At 44.0% G+C, this 19,784-nt stretch carries 20 protein-coding genes; 19 read left to right on the forward strand and 1 reads right to left on the reverse strand.

The window, feature by feature from the left end:
* Positions 1-59: 59 nt before the first annotated feature.
* The 5 genes from R8695_RS07645 (at position 60) to R8695_RS07665 (ending at position 4,747) form a co-directional block, all read left to right on the forward strand.
* Positions 60-1,037, forward strand: coding sequence for an AAA family ATPase (locus R8695_RS07645; RefSeq protein WP_154779882.1), 978 nt, complete (start codon positions 60-62; stop codon positions 1,035-1,037).
* 10 nt (positions 1,038-1,047) lie between these two features.
* Positions 1,048-2,880: a recombinase family protein gene (locus R8695_RS07650; protein ID WP_154779881.1), complete on the forward strand. Its 1,833-nt coding sequence runs from the start codon at positions 1,048-1,050 to the stop codon at positions 2,878-2,880.
* Positions 2,873-3,574: a hypothetical protein gene (locus tag R8695_RS07655; protein WP_154779880.1), complete on the forward strand. Its 702-nt coding sequence runs from the start codon at positions 2,873-2,875 to the stop codon at positions 3,572-3,574. Before R8695_RS07650 ends, R8695_RS07655 begins: the two co-directional genes overlap by 8 nt.
* Before the next feature lie 54 nt (positions 3,575-3,628).
* Positions 3,629-4,111 (forward strand): hypothetical protein, encoded by a 483-nt coding sequence (locus R8695_RS07660; RefSeq protein WP_154779879.1) that lies wholly within the window; start codon positions 3,629-3,631, stop codon positions 4,109-4,111.
* Positions 4,112-4,540: 429 nt separating this feature from the next.
* On the forward strand, positions 4,541-4,747 hold the full coding sequence (locus tag R8695_RS07665) for a hypothetical protein (RefSeq protein WP_154779878.1): 207 nt from the start codon (positions 4,541-4,543) through the stop codon (positions 4,745-4,747).
* A gap of 61 nt (positions 4,748-4,808) precedes the next feature.
* Here the strand turns inward: R8695_RS07665 and R8695_RS07670 are convergent, their stop codons facing one another.
* Positions 4,809-5,252: a hypothetical protein gene (locus R8695_RS07670; RefSeq protein WP_154779877.1), complete on the reverse strand. Its 444-nt coding sequence runs from the start codon at positions 5,250-5,252 to the stop codon at positions 4,809-4,811.
* A 226-nt stretch (positions 5,253-5,478) separates the two neighbouring features.
* On the opposite strand from R8695_RS07670, the gene R8695_RS07675 reads away from it, so the two are divergent.
* The 14 genes from R8695_RS07675 to R8695_RS07740 all read left to right on the forward strand — a co-directional run bounded on the left by R8695_RS07675 (position 5,479) and on the right by R8695_RS07740 (position 19,552).
* Positions 5,479-5,838, forward strand: a complete 360-nt coding sequence (locus R8695_RS07675) for an HNH endonuclease (RefSeq protein ID WP_154779876.1) — start codon at positions 5,479-5,481, stop codon at positions 5,836-5,838.
* A 66-nt stretch (positions 5,839-5,904) separates the two neighbouring features.
* Positions 5,905-6,177, forward strand: coding sequence for a helix-turn-helix domain-containing protein (locus R8695_RS07680; RefSeq protein ID WP_154779875.1), 273 nt, complete (start codon positions 5,905-5,907; stop codon positions 6,175-6,177).
* A gap of 180 nt (positions 6,178-6,357) precedes the next feature.
* The gene (locus R8695_RS07685) at positions 6,358-6,501 is read left to right on the forward strand and encodes a hypothetical protein (protein WP_167515450.1); all 144 of its coding nucleotides are present in this window, start codon (positions 6,358-6,360) and stop codon (positions 6,499-6,501) included.
* Positions 6,502-6,599: 98 nt separating this feature from the next.
* A complete protein-coding gene (locus R8695_RS07690; RefSeq protein ID WP_154779874.1) occupies positions 6,600-7,940 on the forward strand; it encodes an RNA-binding domain-containing protein in 1,341 nt (446 codons plus the stop codon).
* 94 nt (positions 7,941-8,034) lie between these two features.
* Positions 8,035-8,325 (forward strand): type II toxin-antitoxin system Phd/YefM family antitoxin, encoded by a 291-nt coding sequence (locus R8695_RS07695; protein WP_021905957.1) that lies wholly within the window; start codon positions 8,035-8,037, stop codon positions 8,323-8,325.
* Positions 8,315-8,635 (forward strand): type II toxin-antitoxin system RelE/ParE family toxin, encoded by a 321-nt coding sequence (locus R8695_RS07700; protein ID WP_154779873.1) that lies wholly within the window; start codon positions 8,315-8,317, stop codon positions 8,633-8,635. Before R8695_RS07695 ends, R8695_RS07700 begins: the two co-directional genes overlap by 11 nt.
* A 366-nt stretch (positions 8,636-9,001) precedes the next feature.
* Positions 9,002-9,940, forward strand: coding sequence for a hypothetical protein (locus R8695_RS07705; protein WP_154779872.1), 939 nt, complete (start codon positions 9,002-9,004; stop codon positions 9,938-9,940).
* A complete protein-coding gene (locus R8695_RS07710) occupies positions 9,912-10,670 on the forward strand; it encodes a caspase family protein (protein WP_154779871.1) in 759 nt (252 codons plus the stop codon). Before R8695_RS07705 ends, R8695_RS07710 begins: the two co-directional genes overlap by 29 nt.
* A 414-nt stretch (positions 10,671-11,084) precedes the next feature.
* The gene (locus tag R8695_RS07715) at positions 11,085-11,882 is read left to right on the forward strand and encodes a hypothetical protein (RefSeq protein ID WP_154779870.1); all 798 of its coding nucleotides are present in this window, start codon (positions 11,085-11,087) and stop codon (positions 11,880-11,882) included.
* Between the two features lie 356 nt (positions 11,883-12,238).
* Positions 12,239-15,226: a fucose pyrophosphorylase domain-containing protein gene (locus tag R8695_RS07720; RefSeq protein ID WP_154779869.1), complete on the forward strand. Its 2,988-nt coding sequence runs from the start codon at positions 12,239-12,241 to the stop codon at positions 15,224-15,226.
* A gap of 2 nt (positions 15,227-15,228) precedes the next feature.
* Positions 15,229-16,128 carry an AraC family transcriptional regulator gene (locus tag R8695_RS07725; RefSeq protein ID WP_154779868.1) on the forward strand — a complete coding sequence of 300 codons (900 nt, stop codon included), beginning with the start codon at positions 15,229-15,231 and terminating at the stop codon, positions 16,126-16,128.
* A gap of 104 nt (positions 16,129-16,232) precedes the next feature.
* Complete coding sequence (gmd, locus tag R8695_RS07730; RefSeq protein ID WP_118508930.1) at positions 16,233-17,279, forward strand: GDP-mannose 4,6-dehydratase; 1,047 nt, start codon at positions 16,233-16,235, stop codon at positions 17,277-17,279.
* A 5-nt stretch (positions 17,280-17,284) separates the two neighbouring features.
* Positions 17,285-18,226 (forward strand): GDP-L-fucose synthase family protein, encoded by a 942-nt coding sequence (locus tag R8695_RS07735; protein ID WP_334296260.1) that lies wholly within the window; start codon positions 17,285-17,287, stop codon positions 18,224-18,226.
* Positions 18,227-18,232: 6 nt separating this feature from the next.
* Complete coding sequence (locus R8695_RS07740; RefSeq protein WP_154779866.1) at positions 18,233-19,552, forward strand: sugar phosphate nucleotidyltransferase; 1,320 nt, start codon at positions 18,233-18,235, stop codon at positions 19,550-19,552.
* Positions 19,553-19,784: the final 232 nt, after the last annotated feature.

Here is a 19,784-nt window from a genome sequence, read left to right on the forward strand (position 1 = left end):
TGTCATGCAGCTCTTATAATATAAATGTAGGAAAAGACTGCAAATGAAAGGTAAAGGGAATGACAGGCAAAGAGGAAACAGGAATTATCACATTATATAGTGATGTAGAAGCAACAGCTGTTCGCTGGCTGTGGTATCCGTTCATTGCAGTCGGGAAGATCACATTGCTGCAAGGCGACCCCGGCGACGGAAAGTCTACCATGATGATGAATTTGATTGCAGAATTATCAAAGGGTGGAACTATGCCGGATGGAAAGTCTATTGGAATGCCCCAGAAAGTTATTTACCAGTGTTCGGAAGATGATGCTTCAGACACCATCAAGCCGAGATTGGAAACGTGTGGAGCAGATTGCAGGAATGTGGCTTTTATAAATGAAGAAATGAATAGTGGCTTGACGCTGGATGATGAACGTATCAGAAAGGCGATTATACAATTTCGTCCAAAGTTGGTGGTCATTGACCCGATACAGGCATATCTGGGAAGTGATTCTGACCTTCAGATTGCAGGCAGGGCGAGAAAGCTGATGCAGCGTCTTGGAATGTGGGCATCTGCATATGACTGTGCAGTTGTATTGATTGGTCACCTCAACAAGAAAGAGGGGACAAAAGATCTGTACCGGAGCATTGGTAGTGTGGACGTTGTGGCAGCAGCCAGAAGTGTTCTGCAGATGGAGCATGATCCGGAAAACAAAAATATTCGCATTGTACGACAGATTAAAAACAATCTGGCTCCATCTGATGGAGAGATTCGTTTCTCAATAACGGCCGAGGAGGGTTTTCGATGGCTGGAGTGCAAGATCCCAACTGACCCGGAAGCAGAGTCAGAGCCTCCGAAGTTTGAATCAAAGTCTGAGAAAGCAGCATACCTGATAAAAAAGCTGCTTTCCGAAGGCGATATGAGAGCAAGAGAAATCTATATGCGGATGAGTGACGAAGGCATCAGTCGCAGGACAGCAGAAAATACGAAAAAAGAACTCGGCATCCGAAGTTATCGGAAGATGCGCCAGTGGTTTTGGAGCATAAAGCCGGAAGAATGAGAGGAAGTACATGGGAAACAGTGGAACAGAGTCGGTAGACCGCAAGCAGAAAATCAGAGACAGGTATAAGGGCGTGGATGCTTCTGAATTGGAGGTCATCCCGGCAAAGGCAGTGGAGGGGCTTGGAGAAAGTACCTCTATTCGGCGTGTTGCGGCTTATGTCCGTGTTTCCACTGACAATGACGAGCAGACTTCATCCTATGAACTTCAGAAAAATTACTATACTGAGTACATAAAGGCACAGCCGGGATGGGAGTTCGTTGGAATTTACGATGATGAGGGCATCAGCGGAACTTCGCTGGAACACCGCAAAGGAATGCAGCAGTTGATTGAAGACTGTAAGGCAGGAAAGATAGACTTGGTTCTTACAAAGTCCATCGCCCGTTTTGCCCGAAACATTGTGGACTGCCTTTCGGTTATTGAAACGCTGAAAAATCTTGACCCGCCCGTGGGTGTGAAATTTGAGGCCGACAATATTTATACACTGGACAGCAATGGCCGTATGATCCTGACCATTCTGGCATCTGTGGCTGAAGAGGAATCTCATTCCAAGTCGATTATTATGAACTGGTCTATTGACCGGCGGTTCAGTCGAGGTCTGTTTTTGACGCCGGCATTGTTGGGATATGATCAGGACGAGGATGGAAATCTTGTGGTAAATGAAAGTGAGGCACAGACGGTTAGGGTCATTTATTACCTGTATCTGAATGGCTTTTCCTTTACCGAGATTGCAGAGCTTCTGACCGAGTATGGACGTAAAACCAAGCTGGGAAATACCGAATGGAATCCGGGTACGATAGCTGGCGTCATTGCAAATGAACGTCACTGTGGGGATGTGCTGGCAAGAAAGACTTTCACGCCGAACTTTCTTACACATAAGTCAAAGAAAAATAACAATGACCGGACGCAGTATCGACAGAGGAATCACCATGAGGCGATTGTGTCCAGAAAGGTTTATAATGCAGCTAATCATCTGAGGGCATCTCGCAACTATACAAGAAAAAATAGGCCGTTGCCGGTTCTGAGTGTGGTGGATGATGGTATTCTTCGAGGATATGTACCTTTTGATAAGGACTGGACTGGTTTCTCGGCAGAGGAATACCGGGAGGCTTCTGAAAGTGTAATGCAGGAAGAGCAAGAGAATACCGCAGAGGTCATGAACCGACTGAATCTATCGGGATATGAGGTAGTACGGGCTCAGTATTTTTCTACACTACAGAACCCGGCGATGACAATCTCCAATGGTAAGCTGCGGTTCAATACTTCCTGTTTGAAAAAGTTTGAAGATGTGGAGTATGTGGAACTGCTTCTGAACTCGGTTGACCGCTGTGTTGCGATTCGGCCATGCGAAAAGGGCAATCCGAATGCTATTCACTGGGGAAGGCTGAAAGAGGGCCGCTGGTGTGCAAGCACACTTGGCTGCCGTGGCCTGTCTAAGACACTTTTCGACATTATGGAATGGGAAGAGGGTTTGAAGTATCGTTTCCGGGGGCAGTTTGTGGAACAAGGGGACAATAAGCTGATGCTTTTTGAACTGGATGAGCCGGAGATGATCAAAATAGAGGAAGTCGTTCTGCCACCGAAAGAAGAGGAAGCCGAGGAAAAAACGGTCAAACAGACGATTTACATTTTCCCACCAGAATGGGCGGGAACTTTTGGACAGCCAATCACAAGTATTGCACAGGTTGGCATTTTGCAGCAGGAGCATTATGCAGGAAACTGGGATGTACTCCGGCCGGCAGCAGAAATTAAAGAAATGAATACATTTACCGCAGATGGTCTGAATGCATTGCTCCATGAGGCGGAAGAAATAATGGAAGGATGGACCGACACGAATGAATGAGGAACACACAAGCATTGCCCCATCAGCGGAGCAGGCAGAAAATGAAAGAGATGCACGAGCGGAGGAATTACAGAGTACCTTTTCGTATGATGGATATCAAGTTGTGCGAAAGGAGTTGTTTGCACATCTTCGTGATCCTGCAATCGTAATCCGTAAGGATAGTATCACATTCAACACAGCCTGCATCACAGGTCTGGAGGATGTGGTTTATGTACACGTCATGTTCAATAACGATTTGAAGCGTATTGTTGTGCGTGGGTGCGATGAAAATGACAAGGATGCTCTGCGCTGGTGCATTGCAAAGCCGGATAAGCGTAAGAGCAGGAAGATGAGCTGCAAGCCCTTTGCGGAACTGGTCTATAAAGAAATGGATTGGGATAGTGAATGCAGATATAAGGTGCTGGGGTACAGGATTACCTTTGAGGGGGAAACTCTGTATGTTTTTGACCTGCTTGTGCCAGAGATTTTTCATGATGGGCAGAAGCGAAAGAAAGGAACAGTGGCAGAACAGCCAGCTGATCAGGAGACTAAATCTGTGAATACTCGGAAGGGATTTTACCCGGATGATATTGCAGGTACTTTTGGCGTGCCTGTAGAAGAACATCTAAGAGAATCCGAAGTCCGGCAGATGGATGGCTATGTATCAATGGGAGTTTTGACAGGAAGGACAGTCCCCGATACCGGGCTTGATTAAAAATGATTTTACAATACCAAGGGGGAAGTGCGCCCTTTTTTGGAGGTGAGAAGATTGCAGGAAAAAGAACAGAAATGGTACTCCGGGATGCTGGGAGTGACATTCAATGCGGAGGAAGGACGAATCACCATCTTCCGCAGCACACTGGAGGTACTTGGATGGCCGACACATTACCGATTTCTGTACAACAGGAAGATGGGACAGATTGCAGTACAGGCATGTAAGGCAGAGGATGCCGGGGCGCATCGGGTGACAAGGCTGAATGAAACAAACAGCTGCGAGATTAAATGTGTGGCTTTTTCCAGAATGATTTATCGAGATGCACATTGGAGCATGAAAAGGTCATACAGGCTGGTTGGAAGATTATTCTCCGAACAGAACCTTGTGAGTTTTCCTGTTTCAGATGCGATTCCGATAGAAAACGGAAAAATGCTGGACGAGGCTGTAAGCCCCACAGTTGCCCCACGTCGGGCAGAAGCCAGCCCGTCGCAAAACAATCCCAGTTCGGCAGTAAAAGCCGACAGAGGGGCTGTCTGAGGGGCGTGTGGGCAAGGCGGCAGAGAGACGGGAATTAAGCTGCCAACTTGGTTAGAATCCAGCCTGCTAAGGAAACGCAGCCAGCAGGATAGGAAACGCCGGGGCAGGGAAATAAGTGATTTTTCTCACTTATCTCAATAAAAAAGTGATTATAATCACTTGTATAGAAATGGTAAATAAGTGAGTTTTTCTGTCACCCCATGATAATTACATAAAACGAAATAAGTGAACATAATCACTTATGAACCCAGAAAAGTGAATAAAATCACTTATAAGCGAAAAAGTGAGCTTTTTGAAAATTAAATAGAAAAATGAATCTCTTGGAGCTACTGATCTGATGGTCGGTAGCTCTTTTCTTTTTGCCTAAAAATGAGTGGAAAAACCGAAAATGTACCTACATAAGACGAAAAATGGACATTATACTCCACCATGTTGCTATTTTTCCGGCGAATTAGAGGTGATGAAACTACGACAGCCACACGCAGCACTTCGACCGTTCTAGGCTTCGGTCAGGAGCCGGATGTTGAGGCAGATGATCCGGCGGAGGACATCGACTTCGATGAGATGCTGGAGCGCATCCACAAGGGTCTGTGCGAGAAGGTCATTCTGGCAGTTCTGAAGGCACAGGCAGGTTAAGGCTGGATTCCGTGGGAGGAGTAAGGCAAAAGAAAAAGCCGCCAGTGAAGGCGGCAAAAAATCACTTGTTGATTTGTTCGATGAGATAGTCTAAGTCTGTTGAGTATAGAGGTTTAACACCTTGACTGTACAAATTGAGGTAATGTTGGCATTCATCAACGATTTGTTTGCTGTTTTTCTCGATAATGTCGTGAATCAGTGTTGCGAAGCTGTTCCCCTCCGTGCGGTAACGAACAAGATACTGCTTTGTAACGGGAAACATTTTTATGTAATGTAGTCCGTGACGATTTTTTGGTCTTGTCTGCGGACGAGGAGGCAGAGCAAAGTACTGATCTTTGGGTGCCGATGCGGGAATGTTTGAACGAATGGGAACAGCAAAGTCATAGCAGGCCTCCTTGTATTTTAAACGGACAACTAACACATAAGGTCTGGTTGATTTCTGTAGTACCTCTGAATCGCCGGTGTATTTGAGCAACAGCGCATTATTTATTGTAACGAGTTTCATGACTGGTTTTCCTTCCTAAAAAAGAAGAGCCTGCCTTTCGGCAAGCCCTTCCTACACGTAAGCGATATTCTACGCTTTGCAGCACCCCGTCGCTTGCGGAAGCTAAACATACACGTTCATCATATTCTAGCCGTGATGACCGACAAGCCATTGGCTCACTTATAGTATACTCAATAATTGCCGAAAATGCAACGGGTTCAAAAAATAATTTTTAGGAGTTGATATTATGCCGTACAGACCAAAGACGCCGTGCCATCATCCCGGCTGCCCGGATATGGTGGAACCCGGCCGGCTCTACTGTGAGAAGCACCTGCCTCTCCAGCCAGAAACTACCCGGCCGGCAGCAAAGCGTGGATATAACAGACGTTGGCAGAAAGCACGGAAGTCGTATCTCGAAGCACATCCGCTCTGTGTGCAGTGTGCCAAGCAAGGCAAGTATGTCCGGGCAACAGTGGTGGATCACATCATTCCGCACCGTGGTGACCAGAAACTTTTCTGGGACCAGAACAACTGGCAGTCGCTCTGCAAAAGCTGCCACGATAAAAAGACGCTGACCGAAGACATCAACCCGACCTACACCTACTGAAAAAGCAATGTTCAAAGCTTGGCTGCATGCCAATATTGACGTATACTGAAAGCGGAGGACAATACTATGGTTGATATCAAAGAGTGGAGACAAGAGTACGGTATCACGCAGCAGGCTTTGGCTAAGGCTTCCGGATTGGATGTGCGATGGATTCAAAAGGTGGAAGCTGGAGACATTGACATCAAGAATGTAACAGTGAAGAGATTTACCCTTTTGATGAAAGAAATCAGCAATTTATCGGAGCAGTCGAACGTCCCATGCAAGATGCAGAATCAAGTGGAAACGATAAACGGAACCTATAAAATGGTTTCAAAGCTTTTGAAGGAGGAATTGGCATGAGTGGAGTGGCAACTCTTAGCAATGAGAAAAACTATACCTTTTCTTCCGGACGAAAGCGGAGATGGATGCCTACCACGACATGAGCCGCAATCCGGAGGGATTGGACGGCAGCGGAGATCGAGTAGCAGAGAAGCCGCTTCTGCAGCGTCTGGCAGGTCATCGAGGAAGCGGAGCTGGTCGATGAATACGAGGTCTGGAACAAAGGCAAAGTCGCCGGAGAAGATCGATGGTATCGTCGCTGCGATCATGGCACTGGACCGTTGCATCCGAAATGAAGGGCAGCAGAGAAGCGTCTATGACGAACGTGACATGATCGTTTTCTAATCGACAAAATATTTGTTTTTGCACCTCTTGACTTTTCTTTCTTTCTCTCTTACAATGAGAAAGAAAGAAGAAAGAAACGAGAAAGAAAGGAGCAGAAGATGTTAGCATTCGAGAACCAGAATATCGAATTTAAGCAAGAGTATGTCCCTGACATCCGAAAAGAGGTGATGGGATTTGCAAATGCAGAGGGCGGCACGGTTTATGTTGGTGTCAGAAAAGATGGATCAGTTTTAGGTATCGGCGATCCTGATGGGGTAATGCTCCAAATCGTAAATTCTTTGAAAGACTCCCTGGCACCAGACATAATGCCGTTTGTTAGAGTCAACACAGTTGAAATAGAAGAGAAGCAAGTTATCGAAATTGATGTGACAACCGGAACGAATCGACCGTACTATCTCCGTGAAAAAGGTTTGAAACCTGGCGGTGTGTATGTAAGAAAAGGAAGTTCTACACAGCCAATGACTGAGGAAGGAATCCGGGAGATGATTCTCCAAAACAGCGGCAGGTCTTTTGAACTGTGTAGAAGTATGAAGCAGGAATTGACGTTCTATACTCTCCAAACAGAGATGCAGAGAAGGTCGATTGAAATCGGGCCATCGCAAATGCGAACTCTCAAACTGATCGGTGAAGATGGCCTGTATACAAATCTTGCGCTGTTGCTATCGGATCAGTGTGAGACAACAACGAAAGTTGCTCTCTTTCAAGGAACGGACAAAGAACTATTCCGAGATAGAAAGGAGTTCACAGGATCTATTTTGAAGCAGCTTGAAGATGTATATCAGTTTATTGATTTAGTCAACAAAACGAAAGCAACATTTTCGGGGCTGGATCGAACTGATTGGAGAGATTATCCGGAGGAAGCTGTAAGAGAGGCTTTGTTGAACAGCATCGTTCATCGCGATTACTTTTTTAGTGGAAGCAATCTGGTCAATGTCTATGAGGACAGAATTGAATTTGTTTCTCTTGGAGGTCTTGTATCTGGTTTGGAGCTGAAATCCATTTTTCTTGGCGTTTCACAATCGAGAAATCCAAATCTTGCGGCTGTTTTCTACCGCATGAGATTGATTGAGAGCTACGGCACAGGAATCGGAAAAATCGAACGTGCGTATAAAACTTGTCCATTTCAACCGGAGTTTGAAACGGCAAAAGGAGTTTTCCGTGTGACACTTCCGAATAGGAATGAGGAACAAAACAATGAAGTGCAAGTGTCGGATAATGCGGATGAGGATATTTCGCTGAATGAGCAGAAGCAACTTATTGTTCAATATGCACAGGAAAATGGCAGCATCACAAGAAAAGAAGTAGAGGATTTGATTGGCGCAGGAACAACGAAGGCATTCCGACTGCTTAAAGAACTTTGCGAAGCAGGAAAACTTGAGCAAAAAGGAAACGGAAGGCTGAGTACCTACGTTACCAAATATGATATGGACGTCTTCTGATGGAAAATTGTAAAATTTAGCACCAAATAAGATGTTGAATTTGGCACAGCTAAGCGGTATAATAAAGACAGAAACCAAGAAAGGGGGCTTTATTATGCCGAACATCAAACCGATTTCTGATTTGAGAAATTATGCGACTGTTCTCGAAACCGTTCAGGTTGGAAAGCCTTTATATCTGACTAAAAATGGGCGTGGCTGTTATACAGTCATGAACATTGATGAGCAGGAAGAGCAGAGAGAAAAGGCGGAAAAGTATGATCGGATGCAGGCACAGCTTCGCCTGATGTGTGAGCTGGCTGAGGGCAGAAGATCAGGAGAGGAAGAAGGCTGGATTTCTTCAGAAGATGTAAGAAACCATTTCAGAGCCCGTGCGAATGCAAAGTAAAATCGGCTATTCTCCGAGAGCATTAAAGGACCTTGATGAGATATGGGATTATATCGAGTTTGAACTCTGTAATCCAAGTGCTGCTCAGAATACCGTAGATGGCATCATGGATAAGGTAGATGGAATTGCATCTTTTCCTGAGTCTGGTGCAAAGCTGGTATTTGAAAACGGACTTGATAGTGGGTACCGCTATGTTGTGTTCAAGAATTATCTTGCCTTTTACCGCTTAAGATCAAACAATGTAGTTTATGTTGACCGTGTGATTTACGGCGGCAGAGATTACATGAGAATCCTTTTCCCAGGACTATAATTTAACAGTGAACCCCGTTGGAGAAATCTGACGGGGTATTTTTATTCTGTGGTCGGCAGTTTTGCCACCACGATCAAGGGAAGCCAGAGAGGTATCGGTAGTGCTGTAAAAAAGAATTGGAATATATAAGATGGGAAAGTATAGATCTCTTTTGCGCTTACGAAGCATCGTTTTCATAAATTTGTGTCATTGGATTTATGAATGATGTTTTGCATCCGCATGGCATCCAATACAGAGGCACTTGTGGACAAAAAACGCGAAAAGAGTAGAAATATGTCGATACATAATGAATGAATTTTCAGATACATAGTAGTACAATAGAAAAAGAAGTGAAATATAAATAGTAAAACTAAGGATGAAGATAATATGTCAAAGTATGGCGTTGAACATGAAGGGAAACAGTATGAGGTTGATATAGTTCGCACGGACAGAAAGAATAAGTGGAGTGTTGTTACGGATTTCATATCTGGCAGAGGGAAAAATGTAAAGAGAGAATCATTGCAGAGAGAACTGCAAGAAACAGTAAAAAATTTTGAAGATGTGTATGCAGAGAACATATCTTATTTGATTCAATCCAGGGAAGGAATGTATATTGTTTATCTGGATATAGAAGATGATCTGGACTGGTCGATTACTGATGAGGGAGAAAAAATCCTTGATGGAGAGAAGTTCTGGAAGTTGATGGCGATTGTGAATTCCATGCAGAATAGACCATGTGTGATTCAGCTTGATAAAAAGAAGAAACGACAGTATAACTGCCTTTTGGGAACTGCACTTATTTTAGCAATTGAGAGGCGTGAGGAAGAGTTTGAGAAATGCATTAAAGAAGCAGAAAAATATATAGAGGAACGGGAATATGAAATTACACGAAAATGGAATGCGGAAATCTGCTGTGTGACATTTATTGTCATTTTACTTTTATATAGTTTGGGTCGTGGAATACTGAATAATGACAGTCAGATAAATTGCCTGAATTTTTTGTGGTATGGAGCGATAGGGGTTTTGTTTTCGGTATTGCAACATAATGCTTATATAAATGCGTCATGTACAGCTGGAAAGACACTGCTTATATGTGAAGTTATTTCTAAATATATAGTGGGAATGATTTCATCATTTATTGTTATATATGCTTTTAAAACAGGGATATTTATGACGGGATTTGTAGCTGAAAAACATGAAAAGGAATTTATGCTGCTTTTGGGAATTGTGGCTGGATTCAGTGAACGACTGGCACCGTCTTTAATTGGAAAAATAGAAGGAAAGGAAGGAACAACAGATGAGAAAGAAAATACTGATAATCTCTAATCCAGGAGCAAAGGAAGAGGGTAATTATTGTGCAGGTGTACATAAGGATGTAGAAAACTATAAAAAGTTTTTTATGTCTCCTGATGGTGGGAGCTGGTATCCGAATGAGATAGAATGTATGGAACAACCGTTTAAACCAATGGTGAAGATGAAATTGCGTGAGATGGAAAATCTGGATTTTTCAATTATAATTTTTACAGGACATGGATATTCAGAAGGTGAGGATACATATATCGAACTAAGGCCATCCAATAACTTATCTAATAATATGCGTGTGGATGAGTTAAGACAGCCGGATCAAAAGCGAATTATAATCGTAGACTGCTGTAGAGAAAGGCTGAAACCAACCTCTGAAATAAACGAAGCATATCTGGAACATATTGAGAAGTCATTTTCAATGCGCAGGGATACGAGAACGATTTATGAGAAGCTTATCAGAAGACTGGATGTTATGAATATAGTTATGTATGCCTGTGACTGGGATGAGACTTCAGGGGATGATAGTAGAAAAGGTGGATATTATACATCATCTTTATTAAAAGTATGTTCTGAGTTTATTGAGAGATGTAAGGGGGAGCCCAAATCCTGGTATTTACCTGCGCCAAAGGCACACGAAATGTCTAAACCGTATGTAAAGAGACTGAAGTCAGATCAGAATCCGCAAATTGAGAAACCGCGGAGTGGAGAATATTTGCCGTTGGCGATTTTTAGGGGAAGCGAAGATTTGTAATAATTGGTTTGAAAATTTATAATTTTACGGGAGATGATTTCCAAATTATGCAAAAGAGATACCAGATTTTTATAAGCTCGGCGTATAAGGATTTGAGTGAATAGCGTCAAAAAGTTATGTAAGATTGAGAATCTGCTGACATATTGTGATTGTATTTGCAGAAAAGATAAGATAAAATATTACTGAAGAGGCGTTGAAGTGTTGAAGCGTATATGCGTTTGAAGAAAAATCTGGCTACTTCAGTCAAATAATAGTGCTCATGTAATTCTGCATGAGCATTATTTTTAATAATATATAATATAATAAAAACATAATGAATAAACATTAATTTTTGACGATAAAATAAACATGCAATTATAATCAAACAGTAGTACAATATATAACAAAGACTATATCTGGGAGAAAATATAGAAAATGCTGAATCTGAAAAATTTTATAAAACAGGAAATAAAAAATCCATATACAGTAAACTGGAAATTATATATAAGTATTTTAGTTGTATCGGGAGCAGGGATATTATTCAGCTGTTTGTATGAAGGATGCATGGATGATAAGATCATGAGTGTGATCAGTAATCTTGCATTGGGATGTTTCGCATCAGCTGCGGTTGCTTTATGGATTGAAATTGCGAATGTGAGGGAAAAGAATAAAAAGGCGGGGATTGTATATCAATCTATATATTCTGATCTTATGTATCATATAGGAGATTATGTGTCTTGTTGGGCGAGACTATGTGTGGTAGCTTACAAGGATATTGATTACCATAAAGAAAAGCATACATGGAGAGAGTGGTATGAACTGACCAGAAAGCGATTTTATGAATGTGATGAACAAAGGCAGAAGCAGCTTATGGACTTTTTTGTAGATCAATTAGCATACTCTGTAAAAGAGACAAAGAAGTCCGTAGAGAAAATATTGGAACAGAGATATATTCTGGAAATAAATGATGTGTTTAACCACAAAATGCAAACAATTCTGGAAGATTACAGATTCGAATTCTGGGCGGCAGAACTGGATTTAGACAGACAGAAGGAAAAAAAGGATATTGAAGATTTCTGGAGGGATTTTGATGCGATATCCGGAGACATCCAGAATTATATCCGTAATTGGGCAGATATTCGTTATTATAATTATTATAGATTTATGCCGAATAAATTTGGAAATGATACAAGTGAAATTCTGGATGCGATTAAGCGAAGTAATGTAGATTAATGAAGTAAATCCCCCAAATCCCACCTTGCCATATCCAATAATTCTGCTATAATAAAAAAGATAATAAACAGCACATACACTACAAAAGTGGAAGCCTTAAATCGTCGCTTTGTCGCGTTTGGGGAGAGAAGCGGACATACAGGAGAGGGTCATTTCGCCTGAAACATGGCGAAATGGGCTTTTGTACGCTTTTTCGGGAAAATGACAGATAAGTAGAGAACATCAGATAAGAAAAGCATCGAGCTGAATGGAAGATTCAGCCCGGTGTTTTTTTGTTGCAGAAAATTGCGATAAATGCCAATCATACCAGGCGTGCCTGTTTATAAGAACAATGTCCATAAAAGGAAGGAGCATTTATGAATAATTTAACATCACTTTTTTTGTCCCAGTCTTATAAAGATACCTGGGATGATTATAATCGTTCACTGACATCGGAGACATTTCCGCAGTGGGATTATATTATTCTGACTGCTTCTGATGAGAATCAGGCAGCAGGGTACAGAAGTCAGATTGAATCAAGAAAGGATTTTCTGCCGTCCGGAACACATTTCGCAGTGATACCGGATGAGGGAAATGTCCGGGTAGGATCAGGCGGAGCTACCTTGTCCGTGCTGAGATACATTCAGAAAAGAGAGACAGAACGCAGGAGAGTGCAGGAGGGATCACAGGCAGAGGATGAAGTTTTTGATGGACTGAGGATCCTGGTGATCCATTCCGGAGGGGACAGCAAGCGTGTGCCTGCCTATTCTGCGCTGGGCAAGCTGTTCAGTCCTGTACCGCACAAACTGCCAAATGGCAGATCGTCTACTCTGTTTGATGAGTTTCTTATCGCTATGTCTTCCGTTCCCTCCAGGATCCGTGAAGGTATGCTTTTACTTTCAGGGGATGTGCTGCTGCTGTTTAATCCGCTGCAGATTGATTTTTCCGGCAGAGGGGCAGCAGCGATTTCTTTTAAAGAAAACGTGGAAACCGGTAAGAACCACGGCGTATTTTTAAACAGTGAAGATGGAAATGTAAAGAAGTTTCTTCATAAGCAGACGGTAGAAACTCTCCGACAGGCCGGAGCAGTGAATGTCAATGACTGTGTGGATATTGATACAGGTGCGGTAATTTTTTCCGCAGAAGTTCTGAAGGCGCTGTATTTGCTGATTTCTACAGAAGAGAAATATTTCAGGTATGTAAATGACAGGGTGCGTTTGTCTTTATATGGGGATTTTCTTTATCCTCTGGCAGAGGATTCTACCCTGGAGACGTTTTTCCAGGAGAAACCGGAAGGAGAATTCTGCCCGGAACTGACCGAAGCGAGAAAGGCTGTCTGGGAAGCTCTGCGCCCATACCGTATGAAGTTACTTCGTCTGGCACCTGCGAAATTTATTCATTTCGGAACCACCAGGGAGATCCTGAAGCTGATGAACGGCGGTGTGGAGGATTATAAAGAACTGGAATGGAGCAGGAAGGTCAACAGCAGTATTACAGGACAGACAGCAGGATATAACAGTGTACTCTCGGACAGAGCCGTGGTGGGAGAGGGCTGCTATCTGGAAGATTCCTTTGTACATAGCAGGGCTGTTGTGGGAAATGGAGTAATTCTTTCGTATCTGGACATTCATGATGAAGTGATCCCGGATCATGTAGTGCTCCATGGACTGAAGCAGAAGAACGGCAAGTTCGTATGCAGGATTTACGGAGTACAGGACAATCCCAAGGAATCTGTGCTGTTTGGCATGGATCTGGAAAAAAGAGCCGGGGAACTTGGAATCAGCGAGGATGAGCTCTGGGGAAAGAGAGAGCATACCTTATGGCAGGCAGAACTGTATCCGGAATGTGACGGAATTCAGGCAGCAGTGAAGGCGTCCCTGAATCTGTATGAGATTTTCCATAATGGCGGTGATCTGGCGAGCTGGAGAAAGGAAAACAGAAAGTCTCTTTGTTCCGGTTTTCATGATGCAGATGCATCTGCCATCATTGCGTGGAATAAAAGAATGCAGGAACTGGTGCAGATGGATGAGATAGCTAAAGATATCCGTCAGGGAAAACCTGTCCGGGAGGTTACAGACCTGGAGCCTTTGACTAAGATACAGAGAGAATGGATGGAGAAACGTTTGAACAGAGCTGATTTCTCTGAGGCAGTCCGGCTGAATTATTATGTGGGAAGTGCCCTGGGAAGCAGAGAGGGAGATAAATATATCGAAGACAGCTTCCGTACGATCTCTGAACAGATCCTGGCATCAGCCATGAAAAATCTCCAGTATAATGAGAATTGCAGGATCGTCTGTGAAGAACATACCGTGAAACTTCCTCTGCGAGTAAACTGGGGCGGAGGCTGGAGTGATACGCCGCCTATCTGCTGCGAGACAGGTGGTACAGTGCTGAATGCGGCCATCAGCCTGAACGGGGAACTTCCGGTAGAGGTGACACTGGTAAAGATCCCTGAGAAGAAAATCGTTTTCGACAGCAGGGATATGGATGTACATGGAGAATTTGATACCATTGAACCGTTACAGAGAACCGGCGATCCTTATGATTCTTTTGCCCTGCAGAAAGCGTGTCTTCTGGCATGCGGGATCCTTCCGGCGCAGGGAGGAGATCTGTCAGAGATTCTGGAACGTCTGGGAGGCGGCTTCGAGATGCATTCAGAGGTGACCAATGTGCCGAAGGGAAGCGGACTTGGTACATCGTCAATCCTTTCCGCAGCCTGCGTAAAAGCAGTATTTGAGTTTATGGGAATCTCTTATTCTGAGGCAGATCTTTATGCCCATGTGCTGGTGATGGAGCAGATCATGTCTACCGGCGGCGGATGGCAGGATCAGGTAGGCGGTGTGACAAACGGGATCAAATATATCACCAGCACACCGGGACTGAATCAGCAGATCAAGGTGCAGCATATTGAGCTTAAGCCGGAGACCAGACAGGAACTTAATGAACGTTTCTGCCTGATCTACACAGGACAGCGGCGTCTGGCGCGAAACCTGCTCCGTGATGTAGTTGGACGGTATGTGGGAAATGAGCCGGACAGCTTGTTTGCGTTAAATGAGATCCAGAAGGTGGCTGCCCTGATGCGTTTTGAGCTGGAGAGAGGAAATATTGATGAATTCGCCCGGCTTCTGAATTATCACTGGGAACTGAGCCAGAAGGTAGATGCAGGAAGCACTAATACGCTGATCGACCAGATCTTTTTGTCCATAGAGGATCTGATCGATGCGAAAATGGTCTGCGGCGCAGGCGGCGGAGGATTTCTGCAGGTGATACTGAAGAAAGGTATGTCCAGAAATCAGGTGCACAGCAGATTAAAAGAAGTATTTCAGGATAATCCGGTAGACGTCTGGGAGTGTGAGATCATATAGAAATGCAGAATCATACAGAAGAATTATTTGCCGGCAGTGCTCCGGCAGTAGTTACCTCTGAACGTGTGCTGTATACTCCTTCTGGGTTCGCTCGTACTTCCCTGGGATATCTGCAGGAGATCGGGACTCTGAAAGTGCATAGGCCCCATACAGCGGGAAGAAAAAATCTTACTTCTTTTCTGTTTTTCACTGTGACAGAAGGCTGCGGGGAACTGACTTATGAGGGAAAAACCTATGTTTTGAAAAAGGGCGACTGCATTTTTATTGACTGTAGGAAGGAATACATCCAAAGCACCGGCAGGCAGCTGTGGAGTCTGGCCTGGATCCATTTTTATGGACCCAATATGACAGCAATATATGATAAATATCTGGAACGGGGTGGAAGAGTTGTCTTTCATCCCGTTTACATTTCTGAATATCTTGCCCTGCATCAGAGGATTTTTGCCCTGGCGAAATCCGACGATCATATCAGGGATATGAAGATCAACAGTGAACTTGACCAGCTTCTGGTACTGTTGATGAGTGAATCCTGGAACCCGAAAAAGGTAAAGGGTACGAATCTGAAGAAACAGAATGTTCTGCCTATCAAGGAATATCTGGATGTGCATTATCAGGAAAAAATTTCCCTTGATTTCCTGGCAGAACATTTTTTTATCAGTAAATATTATTTGACCCGGGTGTTTAAGGAGCAGTTTGGCACCAGTATTAACAGTTACCTGATGAACAGAAGAGTGACAAGGGCAAAGTTTATGCTGCGCTTTTCCGGGGAAAAGATCGAAGCCATCGGCTACACCTGCGGGCTGGGGGCACCTCATTATTTCAGCCGTATTTTCAAACAGATGGAAGGGATCAGTCCTTCGGAGTACAGGGAGAGATGGCGGCAGGAGAGCAATAATGTGTAAGCAGACTGCAAGATTCTGAATTCAAAGGGAGGAGCAGTTTCTTTAAAATAAACCCAGAAAAATCAACAAAAGAAATTTTATAAAGAAAGATGAGGTTTATTTATATGTCGAAAACTGCTCTTATCACAGGTATCACTGGACAGGATGGTTCTTATCTGGCAGAGCTTCTTCTGGATAAAGGATATGAGGTACACGGGATTGTGCGCCGTTCTTCAGCACCGAATACATCAAGGATCGATCATCTGCTGGATCGTATTACTCTTCATGATGGAGATCTGTCGGATTCTTCTTCCCTGATCCGTATTATCGGTCTGGTACAGCCGGATGAGATCTATAATCTGGCAGCTCAGTCACATGTACAGGTTTCCTTTGATGTACCGGAGTACTCCGGGGACGTGGATGCACTGGGTGTCCTTCGTATTCTGGAAGCCTGCCGTATTCTGGGACTGACGAAGAAGACCAGGATCTATCAGGCATCTACTTCTGAGTTATATGGAAAAGTAGAAGAAGTTCCACAGCGGGAAACTACCCCGTTTCATCCTTACAGTCCTTATGCTATTGCCAAGCAGTATGGTTTCTGGATGGTGAAGGAATACAGGGAAGCGTATGGGATGTTTGCTGTAAATGGTATTTTATTTAACCATGAGTCTGAACGAAGAGGAGAGAATTTCGTTACCCGTAAGATCACACGTGCTGCAGGAAGGATCGCAGAGGGACTTCAGGATCACCTGGAGCTTGGAAATATGGATTCTCTTCGTGACTGGGGTTATGCGAAAGACTATGTAGAGTGTATGTGGATGATCCTTCAGCATGAAACTCCGGAAGATTTTGTAATTGCCACAGGTGAGCAGCATACAGTACGGGATTTCACAGAGAAGGCTTTCGCAGCCAACGGCATCACACTTCGCTGGGAAGGAACAGGCCTGGAGGAAAAGGGATATGATGCACAGACTGGCAAAATGCTGGTGTGCGTAAATCCTGCATGGTTTCGTCCGACAGATGTGGACAATCTCTGGGGTGACCCGACCAAGGCGAAAACAGTGCTGGGATGGAATCCACAGAAAACTACATATGAGGAACTGGTAGAGATCATGGCAAAGCATGACCGGGAACTGGCGAAAAGAGAAAAAGCTGTGAAAGGAGTGCATTGATCATGATGGAAAAGAACGCGAAAATTTATGTGGCAGGACACCGTGGAATGGTAGGTTCTGCAATCGTAAGGGAACTGGAAAGACAGGGATATACAAACATTGTAACATGTACCCATAAAGAACTGGACCTCTGCCGGCAGGATGCTGTGGAAGCATTTTTTGAAGAAGAGAAGCCGGAATATGTTTTCCTGGCAGCTGCGAAGGTGGGCGGCATTGTGGCCAACCAGAATGCACTGGCTGATTTTATGTATGACAATATGATCCTTGAAATGAATGTGATCCATTCTGCATGGAAAAACGGCTGCAAAAAGCTGGAATTCCTGGGGTCTTCCTGCATTTATCCACGCATGGCACCCCAGCCCATGAAAGAGAGCTGTCTTTTGACTTCTGAGCTGGAAAAGACAAATGAAGCCTATGCATTGGCAAAAATTTCAGGATTGAAGTACTGTGAGTTTCTGAACAGACAGTATGGTACAGATTATATTTCTGTGATGCCAACTAATCTGTATGGCCCGAATGATAATTATCATCCTACACACAGTCATGTATTGCCGGCACTGATCAGACGTTTCCATGAAGCGAAGGTAAATGGTCTGTCTGAGGTTACCTGCTGGGGAGATGGCTCACCTCTTCGTGAATTTCTGTATGTAGATGATCTGGCAAATCTTTGCGTATTTCTGATGAATCATTATTCCGGAAATGAAACAGTCAATGCAGGTACAGGTAAGGAACTGACGATCAAAGAGCTGACAGAGCTGGTTGCGAAGGTGATCGGATATGAGGGAGAGATCAAATGGGATCCTTCCAAACCCAATGGTACGCCGAGAAAGCTTCTGGATGTTTCCAAGGCAGAGCAGCTTGGATGGAAATATAAGACGGAACTGGAAGAGGGAATCCGCCTGTCCTATGAAGATTTCCTGAACAATCCAATGCGTGCGGAACGGTAGGCGCCTATGAACATTGTATTATTGTCCGGAGGTTCAGGCCAGCGTCTGTGGCCACTTTCCAATGAGATCCGTTCGAAACAGTTTATCAAGATCTTTCACAGGCAGGATGGAATGCTGGAGTCCATGGTACAGAGAGTTTACCGGCAGATCCGTACAGTAGATCCGGGCGCTGAGATTACAGTGGCAACTTCCAGATCTCAGGTGTCTGCGCTGCACAATCAGCTGGGAGAGAATATCGGGATCAGCGTGGAACCCTGCAGGCGTGATACATTTCCGGCTATTGCCCTGGCGGCGTCTTATCTGCATGATATAAGAGGAGTAAGCCGTAAGGAAGCTATTGTGGTATGTCCGGTGGATCCTTATGTGGAGGTGGATTATTTCAGGGCGCTGGAAGAACTGGGAAATTATGCAGCGCAAAGCGAGGCCAATCTGGTGCTTATGGGAATCGAACCTACCTATCCCAGTGAGAAATATGGTTACATTATCCCTGAGGAAGCGGACCAGGTGAGCAAAGTTTCTGTGTTTAAAGAGAAGCCGGATCAGAGAACAGCAGAAAAATATATTTCACAGGGTGCACTCTGGAATGGAGGAGTGTTTGCTTTTAAACTGGATTATGTATTGAAGCGTGCCCATGAACTGATTGATTTTACAGATTATGAGGATCTGTACAGGAAATATGATTCCCTGAAGAAGATCAGCTTCGATTATGCAGTGGTAGAACATGAACCTTATATAGAAGTGATGCGTTTCAGTGGTATGTGGAAGGATCTGGGAACCTGGAATACTTTGACAGAAGCCATGGACAGTCAGATCGTGGGAGAAGCATTATATAATGAAACCTGCGAAAATCTTCATGTGATCAATGAACTGAATGTTCCGGTTCTCTGTATGGGGCTGAAGAATATCGTAGTTTCTGCCAGTCCGGAGGGGATTTTAGTTTCTGACAAACAGCAGTCCAGCTATATCAAACCGTTTGTAAATACGCTGGATAATAAAGTCATGTTTGCAGAGAAATCCTGGGGAAGCTTCCGGGTGCTGGATGTGGGAGATGACAGCTTGACCATAAAGGTAACCCTGAATCCCGGCCACAGCATGAACTATCACAGTCATGAGCACAGAGATGAGATCTGGAATGTGATCTCCGGGCATGGGAGGACAGTTGTGGATGAACGGGAACAGTCTGTGAAGGCCGGAGATGTGATCTGCATGAAGGCAGGATGCCGGCATACAGTGATCGCAGATACAGAACTTCAGATGATCGAAGTGCAGCTGGGACAGGATATCACAGTGCATGATAAGAAGAAATATGAACTGGAAATAAAATGATAAGAAGAGAAATGACAGCGCAGTATTCGGGAAATTATAGGGATTTCCGGGTACTGCGCTGTCTTACTGTAATAGATATTTTTCAGAAAGATCCGGCAGTTGAATTCCACACCAGATTTTGTATGAAAGAGAAATATAACAGAATTGAAAGTATTTTCAAATAAACAGAGAATACTGGATCAGGTGATTTCCTTGCTATAAAATGCATACCATGGTACAATGGGACACGATA

This window comes from Blautia luti (assembly GCF_033096465.1).
Lineage (GTDB): Bacteria > Bacillota > Clostridia > Lachnospirales > Lachnospiraceae > Blautia_A > Blautia_A luti.

Coding starts and splice junctions, on each gene's coding strand:
- R8695_RS07645 (WP_154779882.1), top strand. CDS start 60: ATGACAGGCAAAGAGGAAACAGGAATTATCACATTATATAGTGATGTA.
- R8695_RS07650 (WP_154779881.1), top strand. CDS start 1,048: ATGGGAAACAGTGGAACAGAGTCGGTAGACCGCAAGCAGAAAATCAGA.
- R8695_RS07655 (WP_154779880.1), top strand. CDS start 2,873: ATGAATGAGGAACACACAAGCATTGCCCCATCAGCGGAGCAGGCAGAA.
- R8695_RS07665 (WP_154779878.1), top strand. CDS start 4,541: ATGTTGCTATTTTTCCGGCGAATTAGAGGTGATGAAACTACGACAGCC.
- R8695_RS07670 (WP_154779877.1), bottom strand. CDS start 5,252: ATGAAACTCGTTACAATAAATAATGCGCTGTTGCTCAAATACACCGGC.
- R8695_RS07675 (WP_154779876.1), top strand. CDS start 5,479: ATGCCGTACAGACCAAAGACGCCGTGCCATCATCCCGGCTGCCCGGAT.
- R8695_RS07680 (WP_154779875.1), top strand. CDS start 5,905: ATGGTTGATATCAAAGAGTGGAGACAAGAGTACGGTATCACGCAGCAG.
- R8695_RS07685 (WP_167515450.1), top strand. CDS start 6,358: ATGAATACGAGGTCTGGAACAAAGGCAAAGTCGCCGGAGAAGATCGAT.
- R8695_RS07690 (WP_154779874.1), top strand. CDS start 6,600: ATGTTAGCATTCGAGAACCAGAATATCGAATTTAAGCAAGAGTATGTC.
- R8695_RS07695 (WP_021905957.1), top strand. CDS start 8,035: ATGCCGAACATCAAACCGATTTCTGATTTGAGAAATTATGCGACTGTT.
- R8695_RS07700 (WP_154779873.1), top strand. CDS start 8,315: ATGCAAAGTAAAATCGGCTATTCTCCGAGAGCATTAAAGGACCTTGAT.
- R8695_RS07705 (WP_154779872.1), top strand. CDS start 9,002: ATGTCAAAGTATGGCGTTGAACATGAAGGGAAACAGTATGAGGTTGAT.
- R8695_RS07710 (WP_154779871.1), top strand. CDS start 9,912: ATGAGAAAGAAAATACTGATAATCTCTAATCCAGGAGCAAAGGAAGAG.
- R8695_RS07715 (WP_154779870.1), top strand. CDS start 11,085: ATGCTGAATCTGAAAAATTTTATAAAACAGGAAATAAAAAATCCATAT.
- R8695_RS07720 (WP_154779869.1), top strand. CDS start 12,239: ATGAATAATTTAACATCACTTTTTTTGTCCCAGTCTTATAAAGATACC.
- R8695_RS07725 (WP_154779868.1), top strand. CDS start 15,229: ATGCAGAATCATACAGAAGAATTATTTGCCGGCAGTGCTCCGGCAGTA.
- gmd (WP_118508930.1), top strand. CDS start 16,233: ATGTCGAAAACTGCTCTTATCACAGGTATCACTGGACAGGATGGTTCT.
- R8695_RS07735 (WP_334296260.1), top strand. CDS start 17,285: ATGGAAAAGAACGCGAAAATTTATGTGGCAGGACACCGTGGAATGGTA.
- R8695_RS07740 (WP_154779866.1), top strand. CDS start 18,233: ATGAACATTGTATTATTGTCCGGAGGTTCAGGCCAGCGTCTGTGGCCA.